We start from the raw sequence: 24,366 nt of genomic DNA, 5'->3' as shown, positions 1-24,366 counted from the left end.
GGCGGGATAAAGGGTCCCCTTCTCGTACTATGCCTGTTGGCTGTGGTAGTTCTGGCTGTCGTGGTGGCCGCGAACCTATAGATTTAGAACGAATGTGGAGCGCGTGCTTTGCCTTTCCTCCTCATATTACTGGCCGTGGCGTTTTTCGTCTTCTTGGTCATGGTCAGTTTAATCTTGTTCAGCAGCGTCATCGAAGCGCGGTTGCTGCCGCGTGATCAGGATCGACCCGACGCGCCACAAGACAACCAACCAGCGCCCGATGTACGCACGGGCCGCTGGCCCAGCTCTCGTCGCTAGCAAAACCAAGATCCTGCCAAAGCGTATTAGACCACCCCGCGGAACTTCGGATAGCCGCACGCACCGCGAGGAGTGAGGATCCGAGGCTGAAGTTGGTTTAAAAGGATCGCAAAGCCGCAGACTATTCTTGTTACCAGATTATCGCGGACCCTTTGAGCGTGTGATCACTAGACCCGCGACGCAATCGAGGGGTAGTCGCGGGGGGCGGAGAGATCTTGGACGTCACGCCCCTTGGCATTGGAGCAATTAGTGAGACACGCGCATTAAAAGAGCCTGAGCAATATCTGACGTCGTGACCGGTTTTTGAAACACGGGAATGTTTGCATAGGCAGCCGGGATTTCAGAAGCATCGTAGCCAGTGGCGAAAACGAATGGGATGTTGCGATCCATGAGAATGTCCGCAACCGCGAACGCTCGGTTACCTTGGATGTTCACATCTAGGATCGCCGCATCTAGATTTTGTACGCTGCCAAGAGCGTCAAGAGCCTGAATAATTTCACCAAACGGCCCGACGACATCAGCCCCGCTCTCACGTAGATCGCGAACGAGTTCTGCCATGATCCAATAGTCATCTTCCAGAACCAACACGCGGCGGCCGTGGAATATATTTGGGCTAGCCATATCAATTCCGATCAATAGGAAACTCAACTGAACAACGTAGCGGATCCGCACCGAGTTCAATGGTAACTTTTGCATCGAGAAAACAGAGCACTGATTGCTTGTTAAGCCGTCTGCCAGTGCCCGAGTCGGGAGACCTCGTCGCCCATGGGATTGATCTGGGATACTTTGTTCTTCCCAAAAGGAGTAAAGTTTGCCCGCCTTTCCAGCTTTGCAGCGAGAGCTTTATCGAGCGCCTGCATCTCGTGTTCGACGCGCTTGATTAGTAATTTGCTCGCTCTCGGCGCGAAAGAGGAGGCCTTAAAAGCGCGCCGATTGGCCGCTGATGCGTCGTTGAACTGAGCCAGAGTTCGACTGGCGAAAAGGTCTCATTGGCAAGGCTGCGGATGGCAGCGATCGGATTGCGCGCCCGGTGCTGAAGACGGCAGCCAGCGCCTGCTGCTGCCGCTCCTCAGTCTCCAAGGCGTCGTCTCGAACATCGCCCCGGCCATGTGCTTGGCCCCGCCGATGCTGTCATACTTGGTGCTGCCGGGTGCATAGAGCCAGTGGATGCAATCATCCGGTGCACAGCTCGAAACTCCTGACCGAATGGGTGCGCAATCGCCCGCCTTTTTAGGGCAGCCACTGCGTCGTCGGGTTGAGTACGGACCGATCAAACTCATAGCTTGGCTCGACCTCGCCGATTTTGGTGCCCTCCATCCGAAAGTGCTCGTCGGACTAGATTACCGTTCACGACTTATCATCCAGCCCCACAAACTCAGCCAGGAAAAGCTCGGCGGCGCTGCGTCTTTTCTCTTCGCTGAGCGCCAACAGGTCTCGGCTGTTGCACTCCGCTGTAATGTCCTCGTCGATCCCTCGAATTAGTTGGACATTTCCTTTCTCGCTCAACATCGAGAAATCATTTTTTGTCACCAACGCAACGCCCCACCAATCCCGGAAGCGTTATTGGCAAACATGACCGGCGTCCCGAAAGCTGAAATCACGACTGGGCAAACTCAACGCCTCGAGCGCATCGGTCAGGTACCGATACTGTTGTCGAGCCCGCGTCAACATCGATGCCTAGCCCTCGCCACTCGGATCGGCGCTGAGCCCCTTACGCGTCATGACCCGCAACGCCGTCATTTGATTGCCGTTAACTTCCCAAACGGCACGCCACAGGAATAGTCACTTGGCCAGGTTGGCTCCTGCAGCTTCGCAGTCACCAACACTCTTTAGGCCAGCGCCACGAGACCCATCTCCAACGCCTTGCGTATCGCCGCTGAGATGATGTGTTCAGGAGCTCCCTGAAACCGGCACTCCGTCACCCTCGCTTCGTCTCCGCGTATCTGAGTTGCTATGTAGACCAGCCCAACAGGTTTTCCTTGGTCGGGCTCTGGCCCCGCCACTCCAGTTATGGCTATGGCCAAATCTGCGCCTTCAGCCTCACGCAGCGCTCCCTTCGCCATGGCAGCGGCGACATCCGGGTCGTAAACCGTCCGCTCTTTGATGAGTGTCTCCGAAACGCCAAGAACATCCACCTTCATTGATGGACGGTAGGTTATGAAGCTCCCTTCCAGCACGTCCGAGCTTCTAGGTTCGGCAGCGACGCATGCGCCGAGCAGGCCTGCTGTGCAAGACTCCGCGGTAACAAGCCGGATCGACTTGTTCTTGAGACGCTGTACCAGGCGCCAACCAGCGGCTGCCGTTTCTGCGGGAAATGCACTCAACACACGATCATCGCGCAATACGGCAGGCCGGAAAAATCGTGTGTCAATCCGATCAAGCATGCCAAGCCGGTCGGACGCCGGGTGCGCCAAAGCGATCGGGTTAACGCGCTTGGACCACGTGGCACGTAGTTTGCGCAAAACGGTCGCGATGATAGACGATGCGGCCGGATCTTGCTGTGCATCCAGCGTGACCTCCAGTTCCGACTCAGTGAGCGATGGGTTTTCGCGTAAGGCATCGGTCACGGCAAAGACCGTTATGTCCCATTGAAGGTAGGACGCTCCGATCTGGGCTTCGTCGCCGTCCCCGATGTTCAGCCCGTCCGTCGGTGTGGCGCGCCAGATACTTTCAGGCACGCCATACCGCCGCGCCATCCAGGGTATTTCCCAGGACTTCGACAGCGCCTGCACTGGTGCAACGTCTCCGACGTCGCCATGGAGCGTCCAGAATCCCGCACCCAGTTCCGAGAAATTGTCAGTGCTGGCTACAAGTCCGCCCCAGCGATGCGCTTGATCGTACAGCGTGATCATACGCAGCCGCGCTCGGACATTGCCACGCCGCGTGCGCTCCTGGTTGGCGTGTGAGGTTTGTAGCGCCGCGTCGAGCTTTCCCATTGCAGCCACCATATTTTGATACTGCTCGGTCAGATCGATGTGCACATGCTCTAGGCCCAGTTCCCGGCAGGCCTCTATACCACGCTCCGTTTCGCTCGGTTCCTGCTCAATGGGCAGTGTGTACCCGATGACGCGCCAGCCGGCCTGTTTGAGAAGCGCCGCCGTCACAGCGCTATCTACGCCACCCGACATCCCCAGCACGGCGGTGGCAATGCCGGCCTGCTGCCGATAGTCCGACATTTGCCCCACCAAACGCTGTCCGACCGCCTCAAGTTTGGTCCGCGGCAAGAAGTGACCCGATCGGACCTGCGCATGCAGCCGCGCATCGAACCAAGGCGAAAGCTGCCCTCGCCCAGTTTGCCGCGAGAGTTCAAGAATTTCATCCAAGTGCTGCATTCAAACTGCCCGTCCTTTGCGAAGCGTTTCCCAGAGGTACAGGGCAAAGCATCCAGCATCTCGGGCGTTCCAGAGGCGGCACTTGTCCAGCATAAAGCAATGACGGCGCCGACCCGGAACCGCCTTCGGCCAAAGGGGTTGCCCCTGCTCCAGCAAACCGGACAAGCGATATGGTCCGCCGGCAGCAGATTGAACGCAGGACGAGGCGCGGTGCCAAGCGGTGCTACCAATCGAGCGCCAAATGAGCAGGAAACTTGGCGCCAAAATCCGCAACAAAGCTGCATGGGATGCAATCCGTACCAGCTTCTGGTTCGTGCCAACCATCATGGTCTTGCTCGCGCCCGGCCTCGCTGTTGGGGGGGCATGGGCTGATCACGGAACGGGCGATGGACTGGTAGCTCATCCTTGGTGGCTCTACGCCGGCACCCCCGACGCAGCACGCGATTTGCTATCCACGCTCTTGGCGTCGACCATCACGATGACGTCGTTAGTCTTTTCCATAACCATCGTCGTGCTGACATTGGCAGCGAGTCAATTCGGTCCGAGATTGATCCGCAATTTTATGGCGAGCATCCAAACCCAGCTCGTCTTCGGCACATTCTTAATGACAATACTATACTGCCTGATACAGTATGCCGCTCTTGGCCCGGTTACCGATCGGGTCCCTATCGCGATGCCTTCAGCAACCTTGGCTATCGTGCTTGTCGCTTTGAGTGTGGCGCTTCTCATACCCTTCATCCACACACTTGCGCTTTCGATCGTGTCGGAAACAATTATTGAACGAGTTGGACGGGAACTTGATGTCCTGCTGGACGATCTTGAGCCGCTAACGACCGTGGAACGTCTGCGCGCGTGGTCAGATGTCGCCGATCGCCCTGATCAAGTAGCCTTCGGAACAGACGATTCCGGCTACATTCAATCGATCGACTTCGATGAACTGGTCGCAATCGCCGAGCGTGCCGATCTTGTGATACATCTCGATCATCAACCTGGAAAGTTCGTCGTGCCTCACGGGCGCTGGATTTCCGTTTGGCCCGCGGGCCGACTGACTGAGGTGGACCGGAAGCGCATTTGCGAAACAATCACTACAGGCGTGAACCGCACGCCTGTTCAGGACGTCGATTACCCCATCCGTCATCTCGTAGAAATCGCAGTTCGCGCGCTCTCTCCGAGCCTCAATGACCCTTATACCGCGATCGCCGTGCTTCACCGCTTGTCGAAAAGCTTGGCGCGTCTGATGAGTTTGAGTTTGCCACGCGAGGTATTGATGGGCGAAAGCGGTGCTGTCCGAGTCCTATGCCCCCAACATGGTCATGCAGCCATTCTGGCTGCGAGTTTTGATCAAATCAGGCAACTGGGCGCAGGAAAGCCTGTCGTGGTGCTCAATCAAATCGAAGCGCTCAGGCAAGTAGGCGAGCACTGCCAAAACTTTGATCAGCTTGACGCGATAAAGAACCAGCTCGTGCGCCTGGGAGAAGATGCCAGCCGAGAAGTGGCCAACGCAGATGATCAAGCTGTAATCAGCATCCATCTGGCTACCGCGTTCAAGACCCTCTCCTCACTATAGCGTTCGCTGCCCGAGGTCTCCTCGCCTGTCGATGGCTGTCTAGGCCGTCACCGATAAACGATCCGCAAAGTAAGGAGCGGGTCCGCGGCGGCAAAGATACACTTCCCGCTCCGGATTGGCCACAACGGAAAAACCCGCACTCCGCAGAAGGGCTTCCATGCCGGCCCGGTTTGGGATGAACCAGTTAGTTGGATCGCCAGCATAACTATGCTCGACAAAGCTGAATTGAGGAAACCCAGCTTCCTCGAAAATCTCCCATTCGCTGAAATCGTAATCGCTCTCAACGCGAGCGATTTCCGCACTCCCCCGCTGCATGGACTGAAAGAGCAACAGGTCGTTCGCAGCATGTTGATGAATAAGATCGAGCGCGAGCAGAGGGTGTCGCAGATGGTACAGAACGCCCATGAAGACAACAAGATCGAACCTCTCGTGGAGGCGTTCTACGTCGTAGACAGTCATCTGACGGAAATTGATATCGAGCCCCTGATGGCCAGCAGCAAATTCAGCTTGGGCGAGATAGCGCGGATCGGAATCGATCCCGACCACACGGTCTGCGCCCCGCCGCTTCATCTCAAGTGTATAAAAGCCCGCATTGCACCCGATGTCGAGAACGCTCATACCTGAAAGATCTTTGGGCAAAACATGGCTGAACCGTTCCCACTTGAACGTTGGATAATCACCCAAAAAGTGATCCGGCGCCGTGGGGATGTCGTCGATAATTAGGTTGTGGAACCAAGGCCCCAGATCTTTGATCTTCTGAGCGAGAGATTGGTGCGTGTTCATGGCGCCGCGCCTCCTGCGACTGCTGCTAGACGTAGGCCAGGAATCGTATGTGGCGTGCGAGCCTGCGCGGACACCTCAGCCGCAAACCAGGAAATGGTATGAGGAAGCCCCTCGGACAGAGGCACCTTCGGCTCCCATCCCAGAACACTCTGAGCTCGGGCAATATCGGGCTGGCGGCGCTGGGGATCGTCTTGAGGGAGCGGTTTGTAGACGAGCTTCGATTGCGAACCCGTCAACGATACAACCATCTGCGCCAGTTCGGAGATCGTGAATTCACCCGGATTGCCAATGTTGACCGGCAGCTTGGGATTGGGCTGGACGTTCATGAGCCCGATAAGGCCAGCGACAAGATCGGAGACAAAGCAGAACGAACGCGTTTGGCTGCCGGTGCCGTAAATGGTCAAGGGCTGGTTGTGCAGAGCTTGCCAGATCAGGTTGGAAACGATGCGGCCATCATCTGCGCGCATGCGCGGGCCATAGGTGTTGAAAATCCGAACCACGCGAGCATCAACTTCGCCGAGCCGCAACATGTCAAAGCAAAGCGCCTCGGCAGCCCGCTTGCCTTCATCATAGCACGCCCTGGGTCCAGTACAATTGACATGCCCCCAATAATCTTCGCGCTGTGGGTGTTCTTCGGGATCACCATAAACCTCACTGGTAGACGCCTGGAGGAAACTGGCTTTCTTGTGTTTCGCCAAATCCAGTAAATTGCCTGTGCCAGCAACGCTCGTCATCATGGTATGGACCGGGTCCGCCTGATAGTGGGGCGGAGACGCCGGGCAAGCAAGATTGTAGATTTGGTCAACTCGGTCCTCGATCTGCATCGGCGTGCTGATGTCGTGCTCGACCAAACGGAAATTGGGGTGGTTTTGCAGTGGGCGGATGTTGCTGCGCCTGCCAGTGAGAAAGCTATCGAGACAGATTACGGCATGGCCCTCAGCAAGGAGCGCATCGCACAAGTGAGACCCCACAAATCCTGCACCCCCGGCAACGAGGATTGTCTTGCAGGGCGGTGTCACCTTTTTGAGCATGAGAGTTCTCCAGATCAAACGTGTTGAGGGGCAATGGCAGGAAGCTCTAGCTGAGCTAAATGTGCGAGAAGCTGGCTCGCGCGAGCCTTCCCAGTATGGGATGCGAGAGTAGTCTCTCGAGCCGAATTCGCGATGGCGCTCCGAGTCGTTTCGTCCATGTCTTTGAGAATGGCCACGACATCATCGGTGCCGTCAGCGGGAAGGATGGCCCTGCCGGGTGCGAAAAACTCGTCCAGCCCTTCCCAACGGTCGGTAATAATCGGGGTCCCGGTACCCCCCGCTTCGAACAGCCGTACGCTCGGGGACGAGCCTGCTGCGACCATGGCGGCGCGAGTGACGTTGAGCGCAAACATCTGTTGGTTGTAGAAAAGATTGTGCTCGCCGGGCGGCAGGTGGTCGATACGATCGACGTTACTGGGCCAATCGATATCCTCGGGATAATGTGGTCCGGCTACGACAAAACGCTTGTGCGGCAGGCGCCGCGCCGGCTCGATCAGCAGGCGATTTAACGTCGGCTGGCGATCGGGACTGTAGGTACCCAGATAGCCCAAATCCCACAGCTTGTCGGCATGGAGCGGATAGTATCGCGCTTCATCGACCGAACAATACAATGGTAACGCGCGCTTCGCGCCGCAGCAGCGCTCAAGGTGCTTGAGCACCCTGCCGCCGGAGAACGAGAAATACGCATCGAAAAGACCGATCTGGTCGCGACGCAAGTACTCCTCGTCACCATTATCGAGCTTTGCCAGAGTCACCGGCGTATCGATATCGTAAAAGCAGAACAGATTAGGTCTGAGATGTGCGGCCCGATCGATAACATGAGGGCCATCCGGCACATACGATCCGATTATGACCGAACGGGCACCTCCAAGGTCGGACGCGAAGCGATTGAAGAGATCATCGGTATTCTCGAATAGCTCGAGCGTGCAGAAATTAGGATCGGGGAGATCGCGATTGGATGCGTACCAGGGCATATCGCACTCGAGAAAAAGCACCCTGGCACCCTCCGATCTCAATCCGCGCAGCAAAGACCGATACGTGGTCGCATGGCCGTTGCCCCAGGATGAGGAAAGTGTCAGGCCGATGATGACGATATCGAAACGGCTCATTGGCCTGCCTCCACCGCACGACGGCCCGCCAGTGGCCGGATGGTGGCATCGGCCTGCCGCGCCCGATCGGCATAGGTGTGATCGGCCAGCACCCGCGCCAGAGCCGCGCGTCCAATCTCGGCCGCACGTTCAGTGGTGAGCTGGCGGACAATCTCAGCTACGTCTTGGCCGTCGCGTGCGACAAGTACCTCTTCGTCGGGCTTAAGGAACATCTCCAAACCCCTCCACGCGTCGGTGATGAGACACGCCCCTGCCCCCGCAGCCTCAAAGACACGAGTTGCTGGGGAGAACCCCATGCCAGCCATGCTATCACGCGAGACGTTTAGGACGGCCCGTGGGGTCACGTTGAAGGCGTTGTGGTCCGCTGTACCGACATGGCCTATATAAGCAATGTTGTCGGACATCGACTTATCGCCCCAACCCGACCCGCCTAGAATGAATTGACGATTGGGCAGCCGCGAAGCGGCGGCGAGAAAAAACTCTTCTACCCGTGCCTCTCGATCAGGCAGACGATTACCAAGGAAGGCAAGGTCTGCACGGTATCTTGGATCAAGCGCAACGGGATGATGTGTATCGGGATCAAGGCCGTTGTAAATCGGGACACAAATTCCTGCCCCCAAGGCTTCATAGGCAGACACGACCGGTTGGCCACCGCCATAGGTCAGCACCGCATCGAGCTTGCCCAATGCCGAACGTAACGGATGCTCGGGTTGATCTTGTATCCCCAATAAGGTCGCTGGCGCATCCACATCCCAGAAGATGCGAACCGCATCGAAGCGCGACGACTCCAACAGCGTATTCAAGAGCAGATCGTCCTCAAAACCCACGCCACTCGCCTTGACGACGACATCGGCGTCGGCTGCTTGTCGAGCAGCCTCAAGGAGGGCAGCGGTCGTCCCGTCGTAAACCACAACGCGTGCCCAATCGGGAGGCTCTATGTCACGATGGTTTTTGCGATCATAGACATCGGGTTCATAGAATGTGATGTCGTAACCAAGCCCACACATCGCCTTGAGCATGCCGCGATAGTAGGTTGCCGCACCGTTCCAATATGCCGAAAGCAGGCTTGAACCGTAAAATGCGAGCTTCATTGCGCAGCCTCCCGGTTCGCCAAAAGCTCCGCGACACGGCTGGTGCCTGCCTCCGCGAGAATTGCGAATAGCTCGTCGACACGATGGCGGCATGTGTGGCGGCTGGCGATTATCTCTCTGCCACGATTTGACAGTTCGGACGCCAGCTCCTTGTCGTTTAAAACCGCCATGAGCTGAGACTTCATCTCCTCACCATCACGCGCGATCAGAAAGTCCGCGCCCGGGTGAAACAGGTTCTCTGCGTCTTCCCACGGTGCGGCGATAAGCGGAATGCCGCAGGACAGAGCCTCGAAGACACGAATGGTTGGAATGCCGGGCAAGGCTTTTACATACGGTCGACGCGGGATGTGTATGGTTACGCGATGTTGGGCGAATTCTAGTGGCACCGAGGCGTTGGCGATCCACCCCCCAAAATTCAGTCCGGCCTTGGAAATGGCAGCAAGAGCGTTGTCGGGATACCGCACACCGCGCACGGCCCCCGATAGTCCAAGCGCAGCGGCGGGCTCGATCAGAAATTCATCGATCTCTCGCGTGCGCTCGTCATCCCCCCAGTTGCCGATCCATATAAGGTCGGCCCCGGGCACGACGCCCGGGTAAGGCTTGAAGATGCTGTCGTCCGCCGCTTCGTGCCAGGTGAACACTTGCCTGCCCCATCCGGCCTCAAGGTAACGTTGCCTCAGTACCTCACCGAACGCTAGAACGATGTCATAGCCCGAAAGATCAAGGCTTTCGATGTCATCGCGGGCCGACACGGCGCGGTGGTGCGTGTCGTGGAACACAAGAGTAACCGCGGCTCCCGCTTTGCGCATGGCACCCAGCTTGGCCACGAGCGAGGGGTCTGTCCACTCGTGCACCACAACCACATCTGCGTCCTCTAGCGCGGTGGCATGATCGAACTCTGTGCCATACGCGCGACTGATCAGCTCGGGAAACGTCGAAAAGAACTGCTGTTCGGCGGCCTCCCCTTGGTCGGCAAGCAAATGTTCACGGCTCCAGGCCCCGATGGGTTCGAGCGCTGACGCATGATGTCCTCTGCGGATCAGATCGCGCATGACTCCACGCAGGAAATGCGCATTGCCGTGGTTCCAGTCGGAGATCAGCGAATGCGTATAAAATATGAACTTCATGATATCCCTCAAGCTCGCTGAGTGATTGATGGTGTCTCGAGCAGTTCCAGATAGGCGGCGTCCATCGCCTTGGCCTGCGCAGCCACGGTGAACACCTGAGACCGCTTGCGGGCAGCCCGAGCGAAGTGGTCACGCAGACCCGGGTCGCGCGATAAGAAATTGACGGCATCGGCAAAAGCATTCGAGTCGACCGGGTGAACAAACAGAGCGGCCCCGTCCCAAAGTTCGCGGTAGGTCGGTATATCGGAGAGAACGAGAGCTGCGCCCGCGCCCGCCGCCTCCAGAGCGACAAGGCCGAAGGGCTCGTAGCGGGATGGTGAGCAGACGATGCCAGCCCGAGCCATAAGCGATCTGATCTCGCCATAGGGCAGTTCACCACGATGGTGTGCATGTGCGATCGATAGCGATTGCCCCGCTGGCCCACGGTTGCTCCCGGCCATAACGACCGGCCAATTGATCATGGAAGCAGCCTGATCGAGCACCTCTCCGTTCTTGCCATCGTCCCACCAGCGGCCAGCCGCAAGGACCAAGTTTTCCTTCTTGGTAGCGCCGGGAATTGCACGACTACCATTATGGACCACACGCTGACCGGCTATTGCCCCATACGCCTCGCTAAGCATCGCCGCGTGGGACCGGCTTGGCGCCAGGACCATGTCGCTGTTGTCAAACCCGGCCCGATTTCGGCGATATTGCCACGACCATTCCGATGGTACTGCCGATTTGCGTACGCCGGCGAACCAGGTCACCACACAGGAGTGCGACATTGTCAGGACCGGCACCCCGACAACCAGTCCCGCCGCCTGCGAGGGGAGGTTCAGGTGCAACAGATCCACTGCCCGCTCAGCAGCGAGCGCCGACAGCTGTGGCGCCACGACGTCGAGAGCACGCTCGTCGTCCACCATCCAATCAAGCGGCGCGTCCAGCCAGACCACCTGGCCCAGGCGCTGTGCTTCTTCAAGCTGCGCAACGGTAGGCCGTGGCCCGAGACCTGCGAACGTAAACTGATAGCCCAGAGGCCGAAGCTCGGCAGCAAGCTCTAGCGCATAGCGCCAAACCCCACCCAGAGCATCCAGGGTCATAAGTATATGCCGGCTCGCTGGGGGAGCGCTGATATGAGGGACGACTTTCAAAGCCGGGCTGAGGATCGGGCTCATGCTCTCGACCTCTCAATCGTGAGGATGGGCAGATCGCGGCTTTCTCCCAGCCAATGCGCCAACTCGTGCACGCCATCGCGCCAATTGATACGCTGCTGCCAGCCGACCTCACGCTCGATCCTACCGGTGTCGGCTACAAAATAAACCTGATCGCCGGCCCGCCACTCCTTGTGCTCGATGATAAGTTCCCGGCCCACGATGCGCTCGATCTCTTCGAGCACCAGACGCAAGCTCACGGCGTTCGTCGGCCCGCCACCCAAATTGAAAGCGCGGCCCGAAACGCGATCAATCGCGCCGAGCACACTGCGATAGGCCGCAACAGCGTCGCGCACGTGCAATACGTCGCGAACCTGCATCCCGTCGCCGTAAACGGTTATGGGCTCTCCCTGAAGGGCGCGGATCAGAAAGTGCGCAACCCAGCCCTGATCCTCGGTTCCGAACTGGCGCGGTCCGTAAATACAGCTCATGCGCAGCACAGCTGTCTGCAGCCCGAAGGATTTGGCATAATCGAGAACGTATTGGTCGGCGACGCCCTTCGAGCATCCGTATGGTGTGCAGAAATCGAGCTTGCGGTTCTCGCTGATGCCGCGCGCGCTAACAATGTCGTCAGCTGGACCATATCGATCCACGCTTCTGACCATCTTCATGTCGCCGAGATCACCATAAACCTTGTTGGTACTGGCAAAGACTACCGGCGCCTGACCGCCCGCCTGGCGCACGGCTTCGAGTACATTCAGAGTGCCACGCGCATTGATATCGAAATCATCAAACGGTTGGACCAGACTGGTCGTCACCGCTGTCTGCGCCGCCATATGGAACACCGCCCGCGCCTCGGCGATCACCGGCACCACACTGGGATAGTCACGGATGTCGGTCAGAACCGGATGCAAACGATCGCCATGGTTCGCCCGCAGCCATGCAAGGTTCTGGTCGACACCTGGGCGGCTGAGATTGTCCAGAACGATAACATCTTCACCTTCGGAGAGCAGCGTATTGGCAAGATTGGAGCCGATAAAGCCACAGCCACCGACAACAGTTATGGGCTTGTGACGTCCGGTAACCGCCGGCAACGCAACGCCCGCGCGCGCTTGATCAGCAGCCTCGATGACGCGCGCACTGCCGCCTTCTGCCAGAAGGCGCGCCAGTAGTTTAGGTTGCTCGTCAGCATCTAGGACCCCTAGATGGTAGTGGCGCGGATCGAACCACAATCCTTCCTGCACGGCCACATCGCTCGGGATATCCCGCCATGAGTACCAGTAGAGCCGGTCAGCCGGAACTTCGAGGGCTTGAGCAAATCGCCGGACCTGCTCGAGTTCATCGTTCCGCCAGGTCGAATAACCTGTCTCGGTGATCCAAATTTCGGCGTCGCGATTGTACCTGTCGAGAATTGAGCGCATCTGGCCGAGATGAAGGTCCCAGCCGCTCCAACTCCCCGCCTCGCTGTCCCACGTCCCCGGGAAACCATGAAGGCCGACAGCATCGACCACACCCAGCACGCCGCGCTCGCCCATGAGTTCGAGCCAATAGGAATCGAAGGGGCACGGTCCGCCGAGCACAGGCTTCCATCCGCGCTGCTTGGCCCAATGGGCGGCACCACCGACCATTTCGCAAAACATCTGGTAGTCGACGTCTTCGCGCCAGTCCCAGTCCAGAAGGTTATTGGGTTCGTTCCAAAGCTCGATATACTCAAAATGGTCGCCATGCCGCGTCAGCACATGGTCGACAAAATCGGCATAGTCCTTCAGAACATGCGGTGCGCCCGATGTCTTGCCGGTTCTGGACAGCGATGGCGGGGTATAGTGGATGCACGGAAGCAAATCTATCTTGCTGCCCAGCCGCGGCAAAAGCCAGTCGAACCAGGCATCACCCCCCGGCGCTAGATATTCCGCCCAGGACAAATGAGTACGCAGTTGCGTGGCGCCGGTTGCAAGCGCGCCGGCCAGTGTGCGCTCGGCGTGCTCATAATCCCCGGGACGAAACCACTCGACAAATCCAAAGGGCTTGAAGGCTGGGTTGGATGTCATGACACAAGACCTCGCTCCTCTAGGCCCCGGCGCATTTCAGCGCCCCGGTCGACGACAACCTCTGACCTCACCCAGCTTGCGAGTTCTTCCAGCGTGTCTTCCAGGCGATGGCGAGGCTCGAACCCTAAGATTTCGCGTGCTTTTCCGATGTCGGCGAAGCAATGGCGAATGTCGCCCGATCGGGCCTTGCCCAGGATGTCCGGCTCAATCTCCGAAACACCCATAGCTTGAGCCAAGAGCAGGGCAATGTCCGATACGGAATAGGCCTGCCCACTGCCGACATTGATCACCTGCCCGTTGGCGGCATCCTTCTCCAGGGCAAGCCGGAAAGCCCGCGCCACATCCCGCACATGGACGAAGTCGCGCTTTTGCTGGCCGTCTTCAAAGATGGTGGGAGGCTGACCGCTCGCCAACCGCGCTGCAAAATTTGCAAGGACGCCGGTGTATGGATTTGAAAGCGCCTGCCCCGCACCAAAGACGTTGAACAGCCGCAAGGCAACGGCTGGCACGTTGTAGGCCTCGCCAAAAATCAGAACCTGTCGCTCTTGAGCAAATTTTGTCAGGGCATAGATGGATGCGAGATCCACCGGCTTTTGTTCGTCAGTTGGGAGTGGACGCAAGGCCCTACCCATCAGCGATCGCGGATTCCAATCTCCCGACCGTATGTCCTCAGGCCGGCGGCGCGCGTTTGTAATGCGCTGGCCGCTTTCGGTTTCATAGGCGCCTTCGCCATAAACACTCATGGATGAGGCCACGACGATCTTGCGGATGCTCCTGCCGATCATGGCCTCCAGCAAGACCGCGGTCCCGAGATCGTTGGCGCCGACATATCGGGCGATCTCGTACTGGGATTGGCCCACGCCAACTTCCGCCGCCAGATGGATGACTTTGTCGACTCCGATGAGCGCTCCTTGGACCACAGCCCTGTCGCACACGTTGCCTTGGATGAACTCAACCTCATCGGGCAAGGTCGGGGCTGCAGATCCATGCACCTGCTCGATCAGCGCATCCAGAACACGAACCGAATAGCCGGCAGTGAGAAGGTCCTGCACGACATGCCGCCCGATAAACCCGCTACCACCCGTTAGAAGAACCTTTGACACCTCAACCTCGATCCTGATGCAGCCACTGCAGGACAAGGCAGCATCTTCCCCCGCAGTTCCCTCTTCGGGAGGTGCCGCTGAGCAGGCGGACAGAGGGAAGTGGAGAGATTTGGATGCTCGACTGGAACCGTTTTCCCAAGGTTGAAGCCACTTACGTACATGAAGATGATGAAGAAGAAGATCTGAAAATCAACATGCTGACGCCGCGGATGTTAAAGTAAGTTATTGATCCAAGTTAGATTCTACGGCGACGCATGCCGCAAGTTACTTTAAGGAACCAAGTTTTTTCCGAAAAAAATGAATTAAAACAATGGCTTCGCAAGATCAGCATCCTCATCAACATAATCTTCTATGGTGACTTCTTCAGGAACGGCAGCCCCTAGCTACCGTTGAGGCCTCGACCCTCTTGACGATGGAAGCTACGCTAGAAGCATCGGCCGATGGGGTTACAGAATTTCCAACTCATCAGTGAGGCGTGCCATGAGCAGCTCGCAGCAAACCACCAACCACGATACCATCAAGCACTGGGTGCGGGAGCGTCACGGCCATCCCGCAGTCGTACGCACCGAGGGCGAAGGCGGCATCCTCAGGATCGACTTCGGCGAAGCAGAGGAAAAGCTGGAGCAGATCGAATGGCAAGAGTTCTTCGATATCTTCGAAGCCAACGCGCTTAGCTTTCTCTACCAGGACAAGACCGCCGATGGTGGCACGAGCCGCTTCAACAAATTCGTTGAACGGTGAGTCCTGTGGAGTCGACAAATATCGATCAAACCCGCCAGGACGACGTCATGCGTGCTGCCATCGTCACTGGCCCAGGCGCGGTTGAAATACGACAGTGCCCAATCCCTCAACCGGCATCAGGTCAGGTCAGGCTACGATTGGAAGGAAGCGGCGTTTGCGCGTCAAACCTCGTGCCTTGGTCCGGTCCTGACTGGATGAAGTTCCCCACCGAACCAGGCGCGCTCGGCCACGAAGGCTGGGGCATCGTGGATGCCGTCGGTACGGATGTGACCAATGTGAACGTCGGAGACCGCGTCGCAGCCCTGTCCTATCATTGCTATGCTACCCACGACCTTGCGGAGGCAGAAGCTGTAGTCCGGCTTCCTGACGCTCTCTCTGGAAAGGCCTTTCCAGCCGAACCGCTTGCTTGCGCCGTCAACATCTTTGAGCGCAGCGACATCAAGCCGGGCCAGACGGTGGCGATTGTCGGCATCGGCTTTCTCGGTGCCATGCTGACGCAGATGGCGAACCGCGCCGGTGCGCGTGTCATCGCAATCGGGCGTCGTGCCTGGACCTTGGACATTGCCAGCCAAATGGGCGCCGCCGAGGCCGTTTTGATGGACGATCATTGGCGCATCATCGACGGCGTAAAATCCCTCACCAGCGACGTCTTCTGCGATCGAGTCATCGAATGCACAGGCAAGCAATGGCCGCTCGATCTCGCAGCAGAACTCACCCGCGAGCGGGGACGCCTCGTTATTGCCGGATATCATCAGGACGGCCCTCGCCAAGTGAATATGCAACTATGGAATTGGCGGGGCCTCGACGTCATCAATGCGCATGAGCGAGAGCAGTCTCGCTACATCGAGGGCATGAAGGCTGCCGTCGACGCCGTGACAGTAGGAGCCCTGGACCCCTACCCCCTCATTACCCATACTTTCGGTCTCGAAGAGCTTGGAGAAGCTCTCGACATGACCCGCGACAGACCAAAAGGCTTCATGAAGGCGATCATCACTTACCCATGACCAACCTAGAAAAAGCCCGCACTTCCGCCCTCCAGCAGCCATCGCACCTGCCCCGTATCGGGTTTGCCGGGGTCGGCTGGATTGGCAGGCATAGGATGCAAGTTCTTGTCGACAACGGCCTTTGCAATGTCGCCGCCATTGCCGAACCCGATGACGAGGCTGCACAACTAGCGCAAGACCTCGCGCCCGATGCAGAGCGGTCTATGTCTTTCCAAGCGCTCATGGACCGCGACGATCTTGATGCTGTCGTCATTGCTACGCCCAGCGCAGCTCATGCAGAACAGTCGATAGCGGCCCTAAACAAGGGTTTGGCTGTCTTCTGTCAAAAGCCACTTGGGCGAAATGCCCGAGAGGTTGAAGCAGTCGTCACAGCGGCAAAGCGCGCGGACAGGCTCTTGGGCGTGGATCTGTCCTATCGCCATACGACTGCGATGATCGAAGTCCGCAAGATGCTGAAGTCTGGTGCTGCCGGCGACGTTTTTGCCGTCGATCTCGTGTTTCACAATGCTTATGGCCCGGACAAACCTTGGTTCTACGACAAATCTCTTTCAGGCGGTGGGTGCGTGATCGATCTAGGCGTCCACCTGGTCGATCTCGCTCTTTGGGCCCTCGATTTCCCCTCGGTGACGGCGGTGGAAAGCGAACTTTTCGCCCAAGGCGCCAGGCTGACCGATATCACCCGCATTGAGGATTTCGCGCTGGCGACTATTCATTTTGGTAGCAGCGGGATCATGCGACTTGCATGCTCGTGGAACCTCCACGCCGGACGCGAGGCCGAAATTGCCGCACGATTTTATGGGACCGAGGGAGGTCTCGCGTTCGAAAACGTTGGAGGATCATTCTACGATTTTTCAGCCACGCGGTTCAGCGGCACGACCACCAGCGCTCTCGTCGCCCCGCCCGATGACTGGGGCGGACGCGCTGTCCTTCAGTGGGGACGAGAGCTCTGCAGTTCTCTGAGCTACAACTCGGAGGCATCTCAATGTGTCCACGTGGCGAAGGTGCTCGACGCCATCTATGCTTCAGATCCAACTGGCGACATAGCTTCACGATAAAGCTCGAGGTCCATTCGACCCCGAGCCTTATCGTTCTGGGACATATCTAACGTTTAGCAGTCTCCTCGGCGGCGCTCAGATCGATAAATCGGAGAGTCGTTGGCACGATGTGTTCCTCGATCCACGACGCCATCGAACGCTCCTCGTTCAGGTTCTGCTCAAGCAACGAAACGGCATTTTGTGCCCCGGTGGCGTCGCAAAGGCCTGTGAGCGATATATAGGCGGCAATCTCGTAATGCTCGAACGCGTAATTTGCGAAAGCATCTTTTAAAATTTCGTCGCCAGCCACCGCGTGCGACAGCGCCGCCATGCTGCCTCCCATTGAGAGCATCATGTCTTTAATGCCCGAGTGCTTTTCCAGCATGTCGTTCAGTATCGTATCGAGCCGTTCGATTTGCTGCTCGGTCTCGTGCACATGCATCTGAAGCCTATCAGCCATTTCGGGATAATGCTCGATGCGCTTGATCTGCGGTTTCATGATCGCCAACGCTTGCTTTTCCATTGCGTGAGCTTTTCCCGTCCTGTGACAAAAGTCTTAAGAGCATCGTCTTGATGGGCCATGGCAATTTCTTTCGTTGATGACTGTCTGGCCAACCTCTCGTGGGTAACGAAGTTGCCGCTAACGTGTGCTTTACTCCGCCCGACAACGTGGGTTAATGGCTCCGCCGCGACCTTTTTCGCATCCGTAAGTCGGGCGTGATTGTTCAAACACCGACACCCCGAAATGCTCTATGTAATAATTGATGGCCAAGCGCAGAATAAAAGACTGTTAGACGCCTGAAGAAAAGCTAGCAGAACCAATTTGTTGGCACTTTTCGTCCTCTCGGCTTAGCCGAGGTTAATGGAACGGCTGATGCAACCCCGCCTTCGCTTAAGAGACGTCATGTCGGCGTCTCGAGAGCCAGAAGGTGGACAATGTTTTACACGGACAACAAGCTTCAGTACCCGGTGCGGGTCGAAAAACCCAATCCCCTTTTTGCACGCGCTCTGCAGCAGGCTATAGGCGGCGTAGAAGGCGAAATCCGGGTCGCAATGCAGTATATGTTCCAAGCCTGGGGCGCGCGCGGCGACAACAAATTCCGCGATCTCCTGCTCAATACTGCCGCCGAAGAACTCGGCCACATCGAGATGCTGGCCACAGCTGTGGCGCTCAACCTCGAAAACGCGCCCCTGAGCATGCAGGAAGATGTATCCTCAGATTCGATCGGCGGCGCGGTGCTTAATGGCATGAACTTGCGCCATATCCTTTCGACAGGCCTTGCCGCATTGCCAGAGAACGCGAACGGGGTGCCATTCAATGCCTCCCACGTTTACGCATCGGGCAACATCGCAGCCGATATGTCGGCCAACGTCACAGCCGAATCCAGCGGCCGGGTTCTGGCCGTACGACTCTACAACATGACCGATGACCCCGGCATGAAAGAAATGCTCTCTTACCTCATCGCGCGCGACACCATGCACCAAAACCAGTGGCTTGCGGCGATCGAGGAATTGGGCGGCAATGAAGAAGTCTTCCCCATTCCCAATAGCTTCCCTCAGGATCAGGAGGCCCGGGAATATTCATATGTCTATATGGGATTCCAGGCTGATGGCAGCGAACCGGCGCCCGGTCGGTGGAGCGAAGGTCTCTCTATTGATGGAAACGACAGCTTCTCTACGCGTCCCATGGATCCCCTCGGCGAAGAACCAGCCCTTGGTCGCGCTCGGCCCAATTCCGGCGCCCAAGCAGAACAGATGTAGACGGGTGACCATGAAACGACGTCATCTTATCGGAGCGGGCATGGCGTTTGCCGCTGGCGGAGCTGCGCCGGCCTTCGCATCGACTGTCCGGTCGGCAAGAAGCTGGGAAATGGCGACTTACGTCTGCAATACGGACAATTGCGCCCTCCCACCCGTCGCTGGCGCAAACCTGACGCTTTCGCCTGATCCGTCACGAGCCTACGACACGCAGTCGGTGCTCCTTGAGCACAATGGACAAAAGCTGGGTTATCTCCCGCGCCATATCGGCCATCTCGTTTCGGGCATGTTGAGTCTGGGTATCCCTATCGAAGCTCAAGTTAGAAGAGTCAGAACTGCGCCCCGGCTGAAGATCGACATTGCCCTCAAGGCTTCGGCATAAATCTGGCGGCCTCCGGCCGCCAGACTTCTCTAACCAATAACGAGAGGTCTTCGAAAATGATCAGCACTAAACTCCACGGCGTCCTCGACTATGCGGTCGGCGTCCTCCTCATCGCCGCACCATTTTTGTTCGGCTTCGCCAATGGCGGCCCCGAGCAATGGGTGCCAACCATTTTGGGCGCCACGACCATCGTTATGAGCCTGATCACACGATACGAATTGAGCGTTGCCAAGATCATCCCCCTGCCGGTCCATCTCACGATCGACCTGCTGTCTGGCGCGCTTCTCGCAGCCTCGCCCTGGTTATTTAGTTTTGCCGACACGATTTGGTGGCCGCATGTAGGCGTGGGCTTCTTGGAAATCCTAGTGGTCCTACTGACCCGCAGACGTGACGATGGCGTCCGCTAGTTCCACCCGCTGGGCGGGGCTGCTATTGGGCTTTAGCCTGGGCGGGCTCTTTGACGGGATCGTGCTCCACCAGATCCTCCAATGGCACCACCTGCTCAGCGGGCTTGCCTCCTCAAAGCTGGATCTGCCCATGCAAATCCTGGCCGACGGAATTTTTCACGCACTGATGTATGTGCTGGTGCTGGTCGGTCTCGTCTTTCTGTGGGGCGCGCGAAGGACGGCAAATCAGAGCCGCGAGCTGATCGCCATGTTCGCGATCGGCTTTGGCACATGGCACGGCGTCGATGCCGTTTTTTCGCACTGGATTCTTGGGCTTCATCGCATTCGAATGGACGCCGAAAACCCCCTGCTCTGGGATCTGGGATGGCTGGCAATCTTTGGACTGCTTCCCTTGGCCCTCGGCCTATGGCTGCGCGGTCGGCCGAACTTGGGCAACCGATCGGGCGGGGCCAGAGTCGCCTGCGCCCCGCTCGCCATGGTCGCAGCAGTTAGCCTGGCCATACCGTGGTCGCTGCAGCCTGCGTCAAACGAGAATGACACTGTGATTGTGGTGTTTCGCGCCGGTGTTACCCCGGCTCAAGCCATTACTGCAATGAAAGCGGTAGAGGGACGGCTTGTTTGGTCCGATGAGAGCGACCGGGTGTGGGCCATGCGGCTGAGCTTAGACGCGGACACGACCCTGCTCTACCGCAACGGCGCTTTGCTCGTCAGCAGCGAAAGCTTTATCGCCGGATGTCTGGGTTGGACTGCATGAGGACCGCTGCCCCCATATCAATAAAAGGCAGCACCGAGGTGTTAGCCGTCGGCGCTGCCCTATCTGGTCTGCTCTCAGCACTACTGCCGACCCTGTTCACCGGTCTTGGGCTTTGTGTCCTCAGAGCTGGTCATCACTGCATCCTTGACCTTGTCATACACATCCTCGACCGCCTGACGGGCCTCGTCGTGAATATCCTCAGCCCGGTGTCGCTCTCGATCGTATAGCCGTTCACCTTCTCGGGTCGCAGTGCGATTGAGCGAGTCCGATGCTTCTCCGAGATACTCGTCTTCCTGGCGAGTGTGCGGGAGGAAACCAGCAGCCAAAGCGCCGATCGCAAAGGCTATCGCCCCACCGACCAATGGTTGTTGATGCAGAAAATCGTCCGCAGCATGAACCGCGTCTTCGCCGTGGCGACGCAAACCATGTCCCGCGGCATGGGCACGATCACCCATATACCCGGCGCCGTGTCTGACGTCCTCGCCCATATGGCCCACGCCACGCCGCATGCTACTGCCAAAGCGCGAGACACGCTCGCCAGCCTTGCGCCAGTTGTGCTCGGCCCAGCCAGAAGCCTGGTGAAACCGGTCGCCCGCCTCATCGCGGAAGTCGGACACCTGATGGCCCGCTTCGTCAATAAACCCGCGGAAACGCCGCCCTGTTTCGTCGGTGAAGTGCCCCGCGCGGTGGCCGTGCTCGTCGCTGGGAGCCTTGAATTTGCGTCCGGTCGTATCGGCAAATTCCGTATAACTGCTGTCTTGGTCCCGCCCGCTGCCAATGCGCTTGATCGAGGAGCCCGTGATGATAGCAAGGGGATACTCTTCGGCCTCTGTCAGCGAGCGATCGTACATCGCATCTACGTCACGAGCATTGTCGTGGCCTCGACGAGAAGCATTGGACTGAATGGCCAGCCACGCGACGCTCGCAGCGGCCATCGCGACGGGCAACGGGTTCGACACAACCGAACGCCCCAGATTTCGCGTAAACTCTGCTCCGGGTCCGGACTCGGTGTACCGGAGAGCTTCGTCCAGCAACTGTCCGGGAGAAAACCGGGCAGAAATCTCCTCAACCCGCTGTTCGATGCGCGTACGCCGCGCTTCAATAGCGCGCTCGAGGTCTTTGGAACTCTTGTGCTGGTCAGCCATCACAGTCTCTCCCTTACAACGTTTGCGTCTTCCGAGAGCGAGTGGGCGGTCCGCTCCATTTTGAAGTTAGTGGCTTTGAGCTTTTTGACGCCCGACGAGATCATCGCCCAACCTATGCCGCCCACGACCAGCGCAACGCCGGCTGCGGCGAACGTATTGGCGAGCCCCGCGTCCATGCCCATGCTTTCAAGTAGGCCGGCAATGGCAACGACGAGCGCCGCCAACAGAACGCCAACGGCGCCAATCGCCAGGATTGCACCGATCACGACCATCTGGCCGCCATGTATAGCGCTATCGAGACGTTCACCGGCTTCGGTTTTGGCCAGTTGGATTTCTTCGCGGAACAGGGTCGAGACGTCATTGATCAGAGCCTTGACCTGCGAGGCCAGACCGCGTGAGCCCTCATTGGATGTGCTTGTCTTTGTCACGACTGTTCTCCTTCAGTCTTGGGCCTATCGGTGGGAGCGCCGCCCAAATCGGGCGCAGCCCCTCTCGGCTGTGCAGGAGACGGTCGCGCCTGGCCGCGGCCATAGTGGGAGCCCTCATAGAAAGTATCCGAGGTCCGGCCTGGTGAGCGCGCATACTCGCTGGTCTGCCGACTGGCCGATGCGGAAAAAAAACGCGTAGCTGCGAACCCGAGTAACGCGGCGCCTGCCAGAAATGCTGTTGGCCGTTCCCGGCCGAACCTCTCCACGTCGCCAACGAGTTGGCTTACGCTTCTCGAGCGCGTGTGGCTGGCTACGCCTTCCAACTGTTCCGCAATGGTGTTGGCATATCGCCCCGCCCAAGACTGTTCGCCCTGACGCAGCTCCTGCCCCACGCGATCAAAGACCGAGGCGAAACCTTCGATTTGACCAGCGGCCAGGTTTTTCTGATCCTCGGCATAGTGCCCGGCTGCGTGTCGAGCATCCTCAAATTCTTGCCGGACTTCGCGCTTTACGTCGTCGAAATCCTCACGAACTTTGCTTTTTACGCCATCCCAATCCTCTCGCGCAGTGTCGCGAACGCGATCTGAGTCGCTCCCATGGGGTGTATCGCCCCCAGGGTTGCTCGGCGGTGATGTGGTAGCCATTCTCACTCTCCATAGTGTGTCAGCCTGGAGAGCTAATGGTTCCGTCCTACGCAGGTTCCTTAGGCTCAATGCGTGCTTGATGTATGCGAGAGCCTCACAGCGGTTGCGACCGCCTCCTACTTCCCTCCGACGCCATGATAGGTCTATGCCCCAGGAACGACACCCGCCCGCCTTCGTTGGTCAGGCAGTACAAGACCGATAAGGAGACCAGAAATGGCCAAGGAAGATCGTCAGAAAGAGCGGCTGGAAAACAACGATACCGGCGGACACCTGGGCGGCACTAAGTTCGGGCAGACGCCGGGCCCGAACAACGCCAATCCCGCAAAGCCATCCAAGGATCAGGACGATGACCGAAACCGGAGTGAAGCCAAATGATGGAACAGAAACGCGACACAGCCCATGAGCACCATCCGCGCGATGACGAACTGGTCTGGCACGACGAGCATGGGCATCCCCACATCGCAGACCTCGCCGAAGAGCGAGCCATTCAGGCTCAGCGTGCAAGGGCAAGGGAGCGCAATGCGCCTCCCATTTCGACTGTCCGTTCGTCGCCGGACTGATAATCCCTGGCGTCGTCGACCCTGTGCAGTAGGCTGCATCAAGGGCGACGAGGCCTGCCCCCTCCACCTCTCAAAACGCTTCTGCAGCGAAATCGTGCGACCGGCCGGACAGCCCTTTCCAGCCCTACCGACCGCCAGCCACTGCGCCAACCACCGCCATTATGAGTTCATCGAGATTTATCGAGCCATGGGCTACCGCTCATCATCTTCCTTGATCCGCAAATTGTTCGGCTCAATTTCCGCTTGCCGCTCCAGCTCTGCAATAATTGCTTCTCGCACTTGCTGTTCGATCATTTGCAATATCCTTGGTTTAAATCGCAGGGACCCACTTCCAGAACACCCCTTCCATGCGATCTGCGAGTCCGACGCACGAGCCGTTGCCCCATTGTGATTAGGCGTGCAATATTGGCTCTGGCGCGCACTTGGTGCACTGCGCTCACGGAGCGCCTATTAGCCTGGCTTCCAACAAGTCGATCTTTCCGCGACCGTACATCTGACGCTTGACGAGCTTGAGCTGCCTTCAGTTTGTCCGTTTGACCAAGTTGAAGTAACTGCGGCCTCGACCGCAGCTCTGTCCCCTTGAACCCCCTTCGCGAATGAGGCCATCAGCCCCTGCGAAGATTGCTTGAGCCAATCGGCCAGGCCGGCAGAATTTCGGGTCCTGATCATGGCGTGGAACGCTTCAAGCTGACTGCGAGCTGCAACCAGGTTGGGGACATCGGCTTCAATAGCGGCGACAATGACCGTTTCTGACTTCGTCAGTCGGTCTCGCCCTGTGGTCATAAACCTGGCAATCGTTCGCGCCGAGGGAAGGCGTCGCAGGGCGGCGTCGGTCTGCTCGGCCCGCCGCCGGCGCGTTGCCCACTCTCCCACCACCCGAAGCGAACCTTT

25 protein-coding genes and 1 pseudogene are annotated in these 24,366 nt (G+C 58.2%); 11 read left to right on the top strand and 15 right to left on the bottom strand.

The genetic code is table 11. From position 1 onward, the window contains the following. Positions 1-543: 543 nt before the first annotated feature. The 3 genes from BLR31_RS19980 to nadE form a co-directional block, all read right to left on the bottom strand. Positions 544-933, bottom strand: a complete 390-nt coding sequence (locus BLR31_RS19980; protein ID WP_244505168.1) for a response regulator — start codon at positions 931-933, stop codon at positions 544-546. 711 nt (positions 934-1,644) lie between these two features. Next, positions 1,645-1,827 (bottom strand): hypothetical protein, encoded by a 183-nt coding sequence (locus BLR31_RS21470; RefSeq protein ID WP_143009469.1) that lies wholly within the window; start codon positions 1,825-1,827, stop codon positions 1,645-1,647. Between the two features lie 299 nt (positions 1,828-2,126). After that, the gene (nadE, locus tag BLR31_RS19975) at positions 2,127-3,629 is read right to left on the bottom strand and encodes an NAD(+) synthase (RefSeq protein ID WP_090599875.1); all 1,503 of its coding nucleotides are present in this window, start codon (positions 3,627-3,629) and stop codon (positions 2,127-2,129) included. A 241-nt stretch (positions 3,630-3,870) separates the two neighbouring features. On the opposite strand from nadE, the gene BLR31_RS19970 reads away from it, so the two are divergent. After that, entirely contained in the window at positions 3,871-5,196 is a 1,326-nt protein-coding gene (locus tag BLR31_RS19970; protein WP_143009468.1) for a DUF2254 domain-containing protein, read from the top strand. Between the two features lie 39 nt (positions 5,197-5,235). Here the strand turns inward: BLR31_RS19970 and BLR31_RS19965 are convergent, their stop codons facing one another. The 8 genes from BLR31_RS19965 to BLR31_RS19930 form a co-directional block, all read right to left on the bottom strand. Beyond that, positions 5,236-5,979 carry a TIGR04290 family methyltransferase gene (locus BLR31_RS19965; protein WP_090599868.1) on the bottom strand — a complete coding sequence of 248 codons (744 nt, stop codon included), beginning with the start codon at positions 5,977-5,979 and terminating at the stop codon, positions 5,236-5,238. Continuing rightward, complete coding sequence (locus BLR31_RS19960) at positions 5,976-7,010, bottom strand: UDP-glucuronic acid decarboxylase family protein (RefSeq protein ID WP_090599864.1); 1,035 nt, start codon at positions 7,008-7,010, stop codon at positions 5,976-5,978. The genes BLR31_RS19965 and BLR31_RS19960 overlap by 4 nt, the downstream gene beginning before the upstream one ends. 14 nt (positions 7,011-7,024) lie before the next feature. Then, positions 7,025-8,119 carry a CgeB family protein gene (locus tag BLR31_RS19955; RefSeq protein ID WP_090599861.1) on the bottom strand — a complete coding sequence of 365 codons (1,095 nt, stop codon included), beginning with the start codon at positions 8,117-8,119 and terminating at the stop codon, positions 7,025-7,027. After that, on the bottom strand, positions 8,116-9,210 hold the full coding sequence (locus tag BLR31_RS19950) for a CgeB family protein (protein ID WP_090599858.1): 1,095 nt from the start codon (positions 9,208-9,210) through the stop codon (positions 8,116-8,118). Before BLR31_RS19950 ends, BLR31_RS19955 begins: the two co-directional genes overlap by 4 nt. Beyond that, the gene (locus BLR31_RS19945; RefSeq protein ID WP_090599854.1) at positions 9,207-10,337 is read right to left on the bottom strand and encodes a CgeB family protein; all 1,131 of its coding nucleotides are present in this window, start codon (positions 10,335-10,337) and stop codon (positions 9,207-9,209) included. The genes BLR31_RS19950 and BLR31_RS19945 overlap by 4 nt, the downstream gene beginning before the upstream one ends. A gap of 8 nt (positions 10,338-10,345) precedes the next feature. Beyond that, complete coding sequence (locus BLR31_RS19940; RefSeq protein ID WP_090599850.1) at positions 10,346-11,416, bottom strand: glycosyltransferase family 4 protein; 1,071 nt, start codon at positions 11,414-11,416, stop codon at positions 10,346-10,348. A 71-nt stretch (positions 11,417-11,487) separates the two neighbouring features. Then, the gene (locus tag BLR31_RS19935) at positions 11,488-13,515 is read right to left on the bottom strand and encodes an NAD-dependent epimerase/dehydratase family protein (RefSeq protein WP_090599848.1); all 2,028 of its coding nucleotides are present in this window, start codon (positions 13,513-13,515) and stop codon (positions 11,488-11,490) included. Further along, a complete protein-coding gene (locus BLR31_RS19930; RefSeq protein ID WP_090599845.1) occupies positions 13,512-14,618 on the bottom strand; it encodes an NAD-dependent epimerase/dehydratase family protein in 1,107 nt (368 codons plus the stop codon). Before BLR31_RS19930 ends, BLR31_RS19935 begins: the two co-directional genes overlap by 4 nt. Before the next feature lie 480 nt (positions 14,619-15,098). Here BLR31_RS19930 and BLR31_RS19925 point away from each other — a divergent pair, with 480 nt between their 5' ends. Genes BLR31_RS19925 through BLR31_RS19915 form a run of 3 tightly spaced genes read left to right on the top strand, consistent with a single transcriptional unit; the run spans position 15,099 to position 17,418 of the window. After that, the gene (locus tag BLR31_RS19925) at positions 15,099-15,359 is read left to right on the top strand and encodes a hypothetical protein (protein ID WP_090599842.1); all 261 of its coding nucleotides are present in this window, start codon (positions 15,099-15,101) and stop codon (positions 15,357-15,359) included. A 47-nt stretch (positions 15,360-15,406) separates the two neighbouring features. Continuing rightward, on the top strand, positions 15,407-16,363 hold the full coding sequence (locus tag BLR31_RS19920; protein WP_090599900.1) for an MDR/zinc-dependent alcohol dehydrogenase-like family protein: 957 nt from the start codon (positions 15,407-15,409) through the stop codon (positions 16,361-16,363). Further along, positions 16,360-17,418 (top strand): Gfo/Idh/MocA family protein, encoded by a 1,059-nt coding sequence (locus BLR31_RS19915; protein ID WP_090599840.1) that lies wholly within the window; start codon positions 16,360-16,362, stop codon positions 17,416-17,418. Before BLR31_RS19920 ends, BLR31_RS19915 begins: the two co-directional genes overlap by 4 nt. Before the next feature lie 46 nt (positions 17,419-17,464). On the opposite strand, the gene BLR31_RS19910 is transcribed toward BLR31_RS19915, so the two are convergent. Then, positions 17,465-17,920 carry a ferritin-like domain-containing protein gene (locus BLR31_RS19910; protein ID WP_090599837.1) on the bottom strand — a complete coding sequence of 152 codons (456 nt, stop codon included), beginning with the start codon at positions 17,918-17,920 and terminating at the stop codon, positions 17,465-17,467. A gap of 413 nt (positions 17,921-18,333) precedes the next feature. Here BLR31_RS19910 and BLR31_RS19905 point away from each other — a divergent pair, with 413 nt between their 5' ends. Genes BLR31_RS19905 through BLR31_RS19890 form a run of 4 tightly spaced genes read left to right on the top strand, consistent with a single transcriptional unit; the run spans position 18,334 to position 20,698 of the window. Beyond that, positions 18,334-19,158, top strand: coding sequence for a manganese catalase family protein (locus tag BLR31_RS19905; RefSeq protein ID WP_090599834.1), 825 nt, complete (start codon positions 18,334-18,336; stop codon positions 19,156-19,158). A gap of 10 nt (positions 19,159-19,168) precedes the next feature. Beyond that, positions 19,169-19,537 carry a hypothetical protein gene (locus BLR31_RS19900; RefSeq protein ID WP_143009467.1) on the top strand — a complete coding sequence of 123 codons (369 nt, stop codon included), beginning with the start codon at positions 19,169-19,171 and terminating at the stop codon, positions 19,535-19,537. Positions 19,538-19,593: 56 nt separating this feature from the next. Then, the gene (locus BLR31_RS19895; protein WP_090599826.1) at positions 19,594-19,944 is read left to right on the top strand and encodes an SPW repeat domain-containing protein; all 351 of its coding nucleotides are present in this window, start codon (positions 19,594-19,596) and stop codon (positions 19,942-19,944) included. Beyond that, complete coding sequence (locus BLR31_RS19890; RefSeq protein ID WP_090599823.1) at positions 19,931-20,698, top strand: DUF2243 domain-containing protein; 768 nt, start codon at positions 19,931-19,933, stop codon at positions 20,696-20,698. Before BLR31_RS19895 ends, BLR31_RS19890 begins: the two co-directional genes overlap by 14 nt. 80 nt (positions 20,699-20,778) lie before the next feature. Here BLR31_RS19890 and BLR31_RS19885 read toward each other — a convergent pair whose 3' ends face one another. After that, on the bottom strand, positions 20,779-21,843 hold the full coding sequence (locus BLR31_RS19885; RefSeq protein ID WP_090599819.1) for a DUF3618 domain-containing protein: 1,065 nt from the start codon (positions 21,841-21,843) through the stop codon (positions 20,779-20,781). Next, positions 21,843-22,271 carry a phage holin family protein gene (locus tag BLR31_RS19880; RefSeq protein WP_090599816.1) on the bottom strand — a complete coding sequence of 143 codons (429 nt, stop codon included), beginning with the start codon at positions 22,269-22,271 and terminating at the stop codon, positions 21,843-21,845. The genes BLR31_RS19885 and BLR31_RS19880 overlap by 1 nt, the downstream gene beginning before the upstream one ends. Positions 22,272-22,573: 302 nt before the next feature. Here BLR31_RS19880 and BLR31_RS21855 point away from each other — a divergent pair, with 302 nt between their 5' ends. The 3 genes from BLR31_RS21855 (at position 22,574) to BLR31_RS19870 (ending at position 23,475) form a co-directional block, all read left to right on the top strand. Then, a complete protein-coding gene (locus BLR31_RS21855) occupies positions 22,574-22,858 on the top strand; it encodes a hypothetical protein (protein ID WP_090599811.1) in 285 nt (94 codons plus the stop codon). Positions 22,859-23,128: 270 nt separating this feature from the next. After that, on the top strand, positions 23,129-23,290 hold the full coding sequence (locus BLR31_RS21850) for a hypothetical protein (protein ID WP_176762785.1): 162 nt from the start codon (positions 23,129-23,131) through the stop codon (positions 23,288-23,290). Continuing rightward, a complete protein-coding gene (locus BLR31_RS19870) occupies positions 23,287-23,475 on the top strand; it encodes a hypothetical protein (protein ID WP_143009465.1) in 189 nt (62 codons plus the stop codon). Before BLR31_RS21850 ends, BLR31_RS19870 begins: the two co-directional genes overlap by 4 nt. Positions 23,476-23,911: 436 nt before the next feature. Here BLR31_RS19870 and BLR31_RS22145 read toward each other — a convergent pair. After that, positions 23,912-24,366 (bottom strand): annotated as a pseudogene (locus tag BLR31_RS22145) (transposase); the annotation flags it as partial.

This window comes from Pelagibacterium luteolum (assembly GCF_900100665.1).
GTDB classification, from domain to species: Bacteria; Pseudomonadota; Alphaproteobacteria; order Rhizobiales; family Devosiaceae; genus Pelagibacterium; species Pelagibacterium luteolum.
Note: the sequence above shows the minus strand (reverse complement) of the source record. Positions and strands in the feature narration are given on the sequence as shown.

Coding starts and splice junctions, on each gene's coding strand:
- BLR31_RS19925 (WP_090599842.1), top strand. CDS start 15,099: ATGAGCAGCTCGCAGCAAACCACCAACCACGATACCATCAAGCACTGG.
- BLR31_RS19900 (WP_143009467.1), top strand. CDS start 19,169: ATGAAACGACGTCATCTTATCGGAGCGGGCATGGCGTTTGCCGCTGGC.
- BLR31_RS19945 (WP_090599854.1), bottom strand. CDS start 10,337: ATGAAGTTCATATTTTATACGCATTCGCTGATCTCCGACTGGAACCAC.
- BLR31_RS19910 (WP_090599837.1), bottom strand. CDS start 17,920: ATGGAAAAGCAAGCGTTGGCGATCATGAAACCGCAGATCAAGCGCATC.
- BLR31_RS19965 (WP_090599868.1), bottom strand. CDS start 5,979: ATGAACACGCACCAATCTCTCGCTCAGAAGATCAAAGATCTGGGGCCT.
- BLR31_RS19940 (WP_090599850.1), bottom strand. CDS start 11,416: ATGACCCTGGATGCTCTGGGTGGGGTTTGGCGCTATGCGCTAGAGCTT.
- BLR31_RS19920 (WP_090599900.1), top strand. CDS start 15,407: ATGCGTGCTGCCATCGTCACTGGCCCAGGCGCGGTTGAAATACGACAG.
- BLR31_RS19890 (WP_090599823.1), top strand. CDS start 19,931: ATGGCGTCCGCTAGTTCCACCCGCTGGGCGGGGCTGCTATTGGGCTTT.
- nadE (WP_090599875.1), bottom strand. CDS start 3,629: ATGCAGCACTTGGATGAAATTCTTGAACTCTCGCGGCAAACTGGGCGA.
- BLR31_RS19895 (WP_090599826.1), top strand. CDS start 19,594: ATGATCAGCACTAAACTCCACGGCGTCCTCGACTATGCGGTCGGCGTC.
- BLR31_RS19955 (WP_090599861.1), bottom strand. CDS start 8,119: ATGAGCCGTTTCGATATCGTCATCATCGGCCTGACACTTTCCTCATCC.
- BLR31_RS21850 (WP_176762785.1), top strand. CDS start 23,129: ATGGCCAAGGAAGATCGTCAGAAAGAGCGGCTGGAAAACAACGATACC.
- BLR31_RS19960 (WP_090599864.1), bottom strand. CDS start 7,010: ATGCTCAAAAAGGTGACACCGCCCTGCAAGACAATCCTCGTTGCCGGG.
- BLR31_RS19950 (WP_090599858.1), bottom strand. CDS start 9,210: ATGAAGCTCGCATTTTACGGTTCAAGCCTGCTTTCGGCATATTGGAAC.
- BLR31_RS19885 (WP_090599819.1), bottom strand. CDS start 21,843: ATGGCTGACCAGCACAAGAGTTCCAAAGACCTCGAGCGCGCTATTGAA.
- BLR31_RS19915 (WP_090599840.1), top strand. CDS start 16,360: ATGACCAACCTAGAAAAAGCCCGCACTTCCGCCCTCCAGCAGCCATCG.
- BLR31_RS19870 (WP_143009465.1), top strand. CDS start 23,287: ATGATGGAACAGAAACGCGACACAGCCCATGAGCACCATCCGCGCGAT.
- BLR31_RS19905 (WP_090599834.1), top strand. CDS start 18,334: ATGTTTTACACGGACAACAAGCTTCAGTACCCGGTGCGGGTCGAAAAA.
- BLR31_RS19935 (WP_090599848.1), bottom strand. CDS start 13,515: ATGACATCCAACCCAGCCTTCAAGCCCTTTGGATTTGTCGAGTGGTTT.
- BLR31_RS19970 (WP_143009468.1), top strand. CDS start 3,871: ATGAGCAGGAAACTTGGCGCCAAAATCCGCAACAAAGCTGCATGGGAT.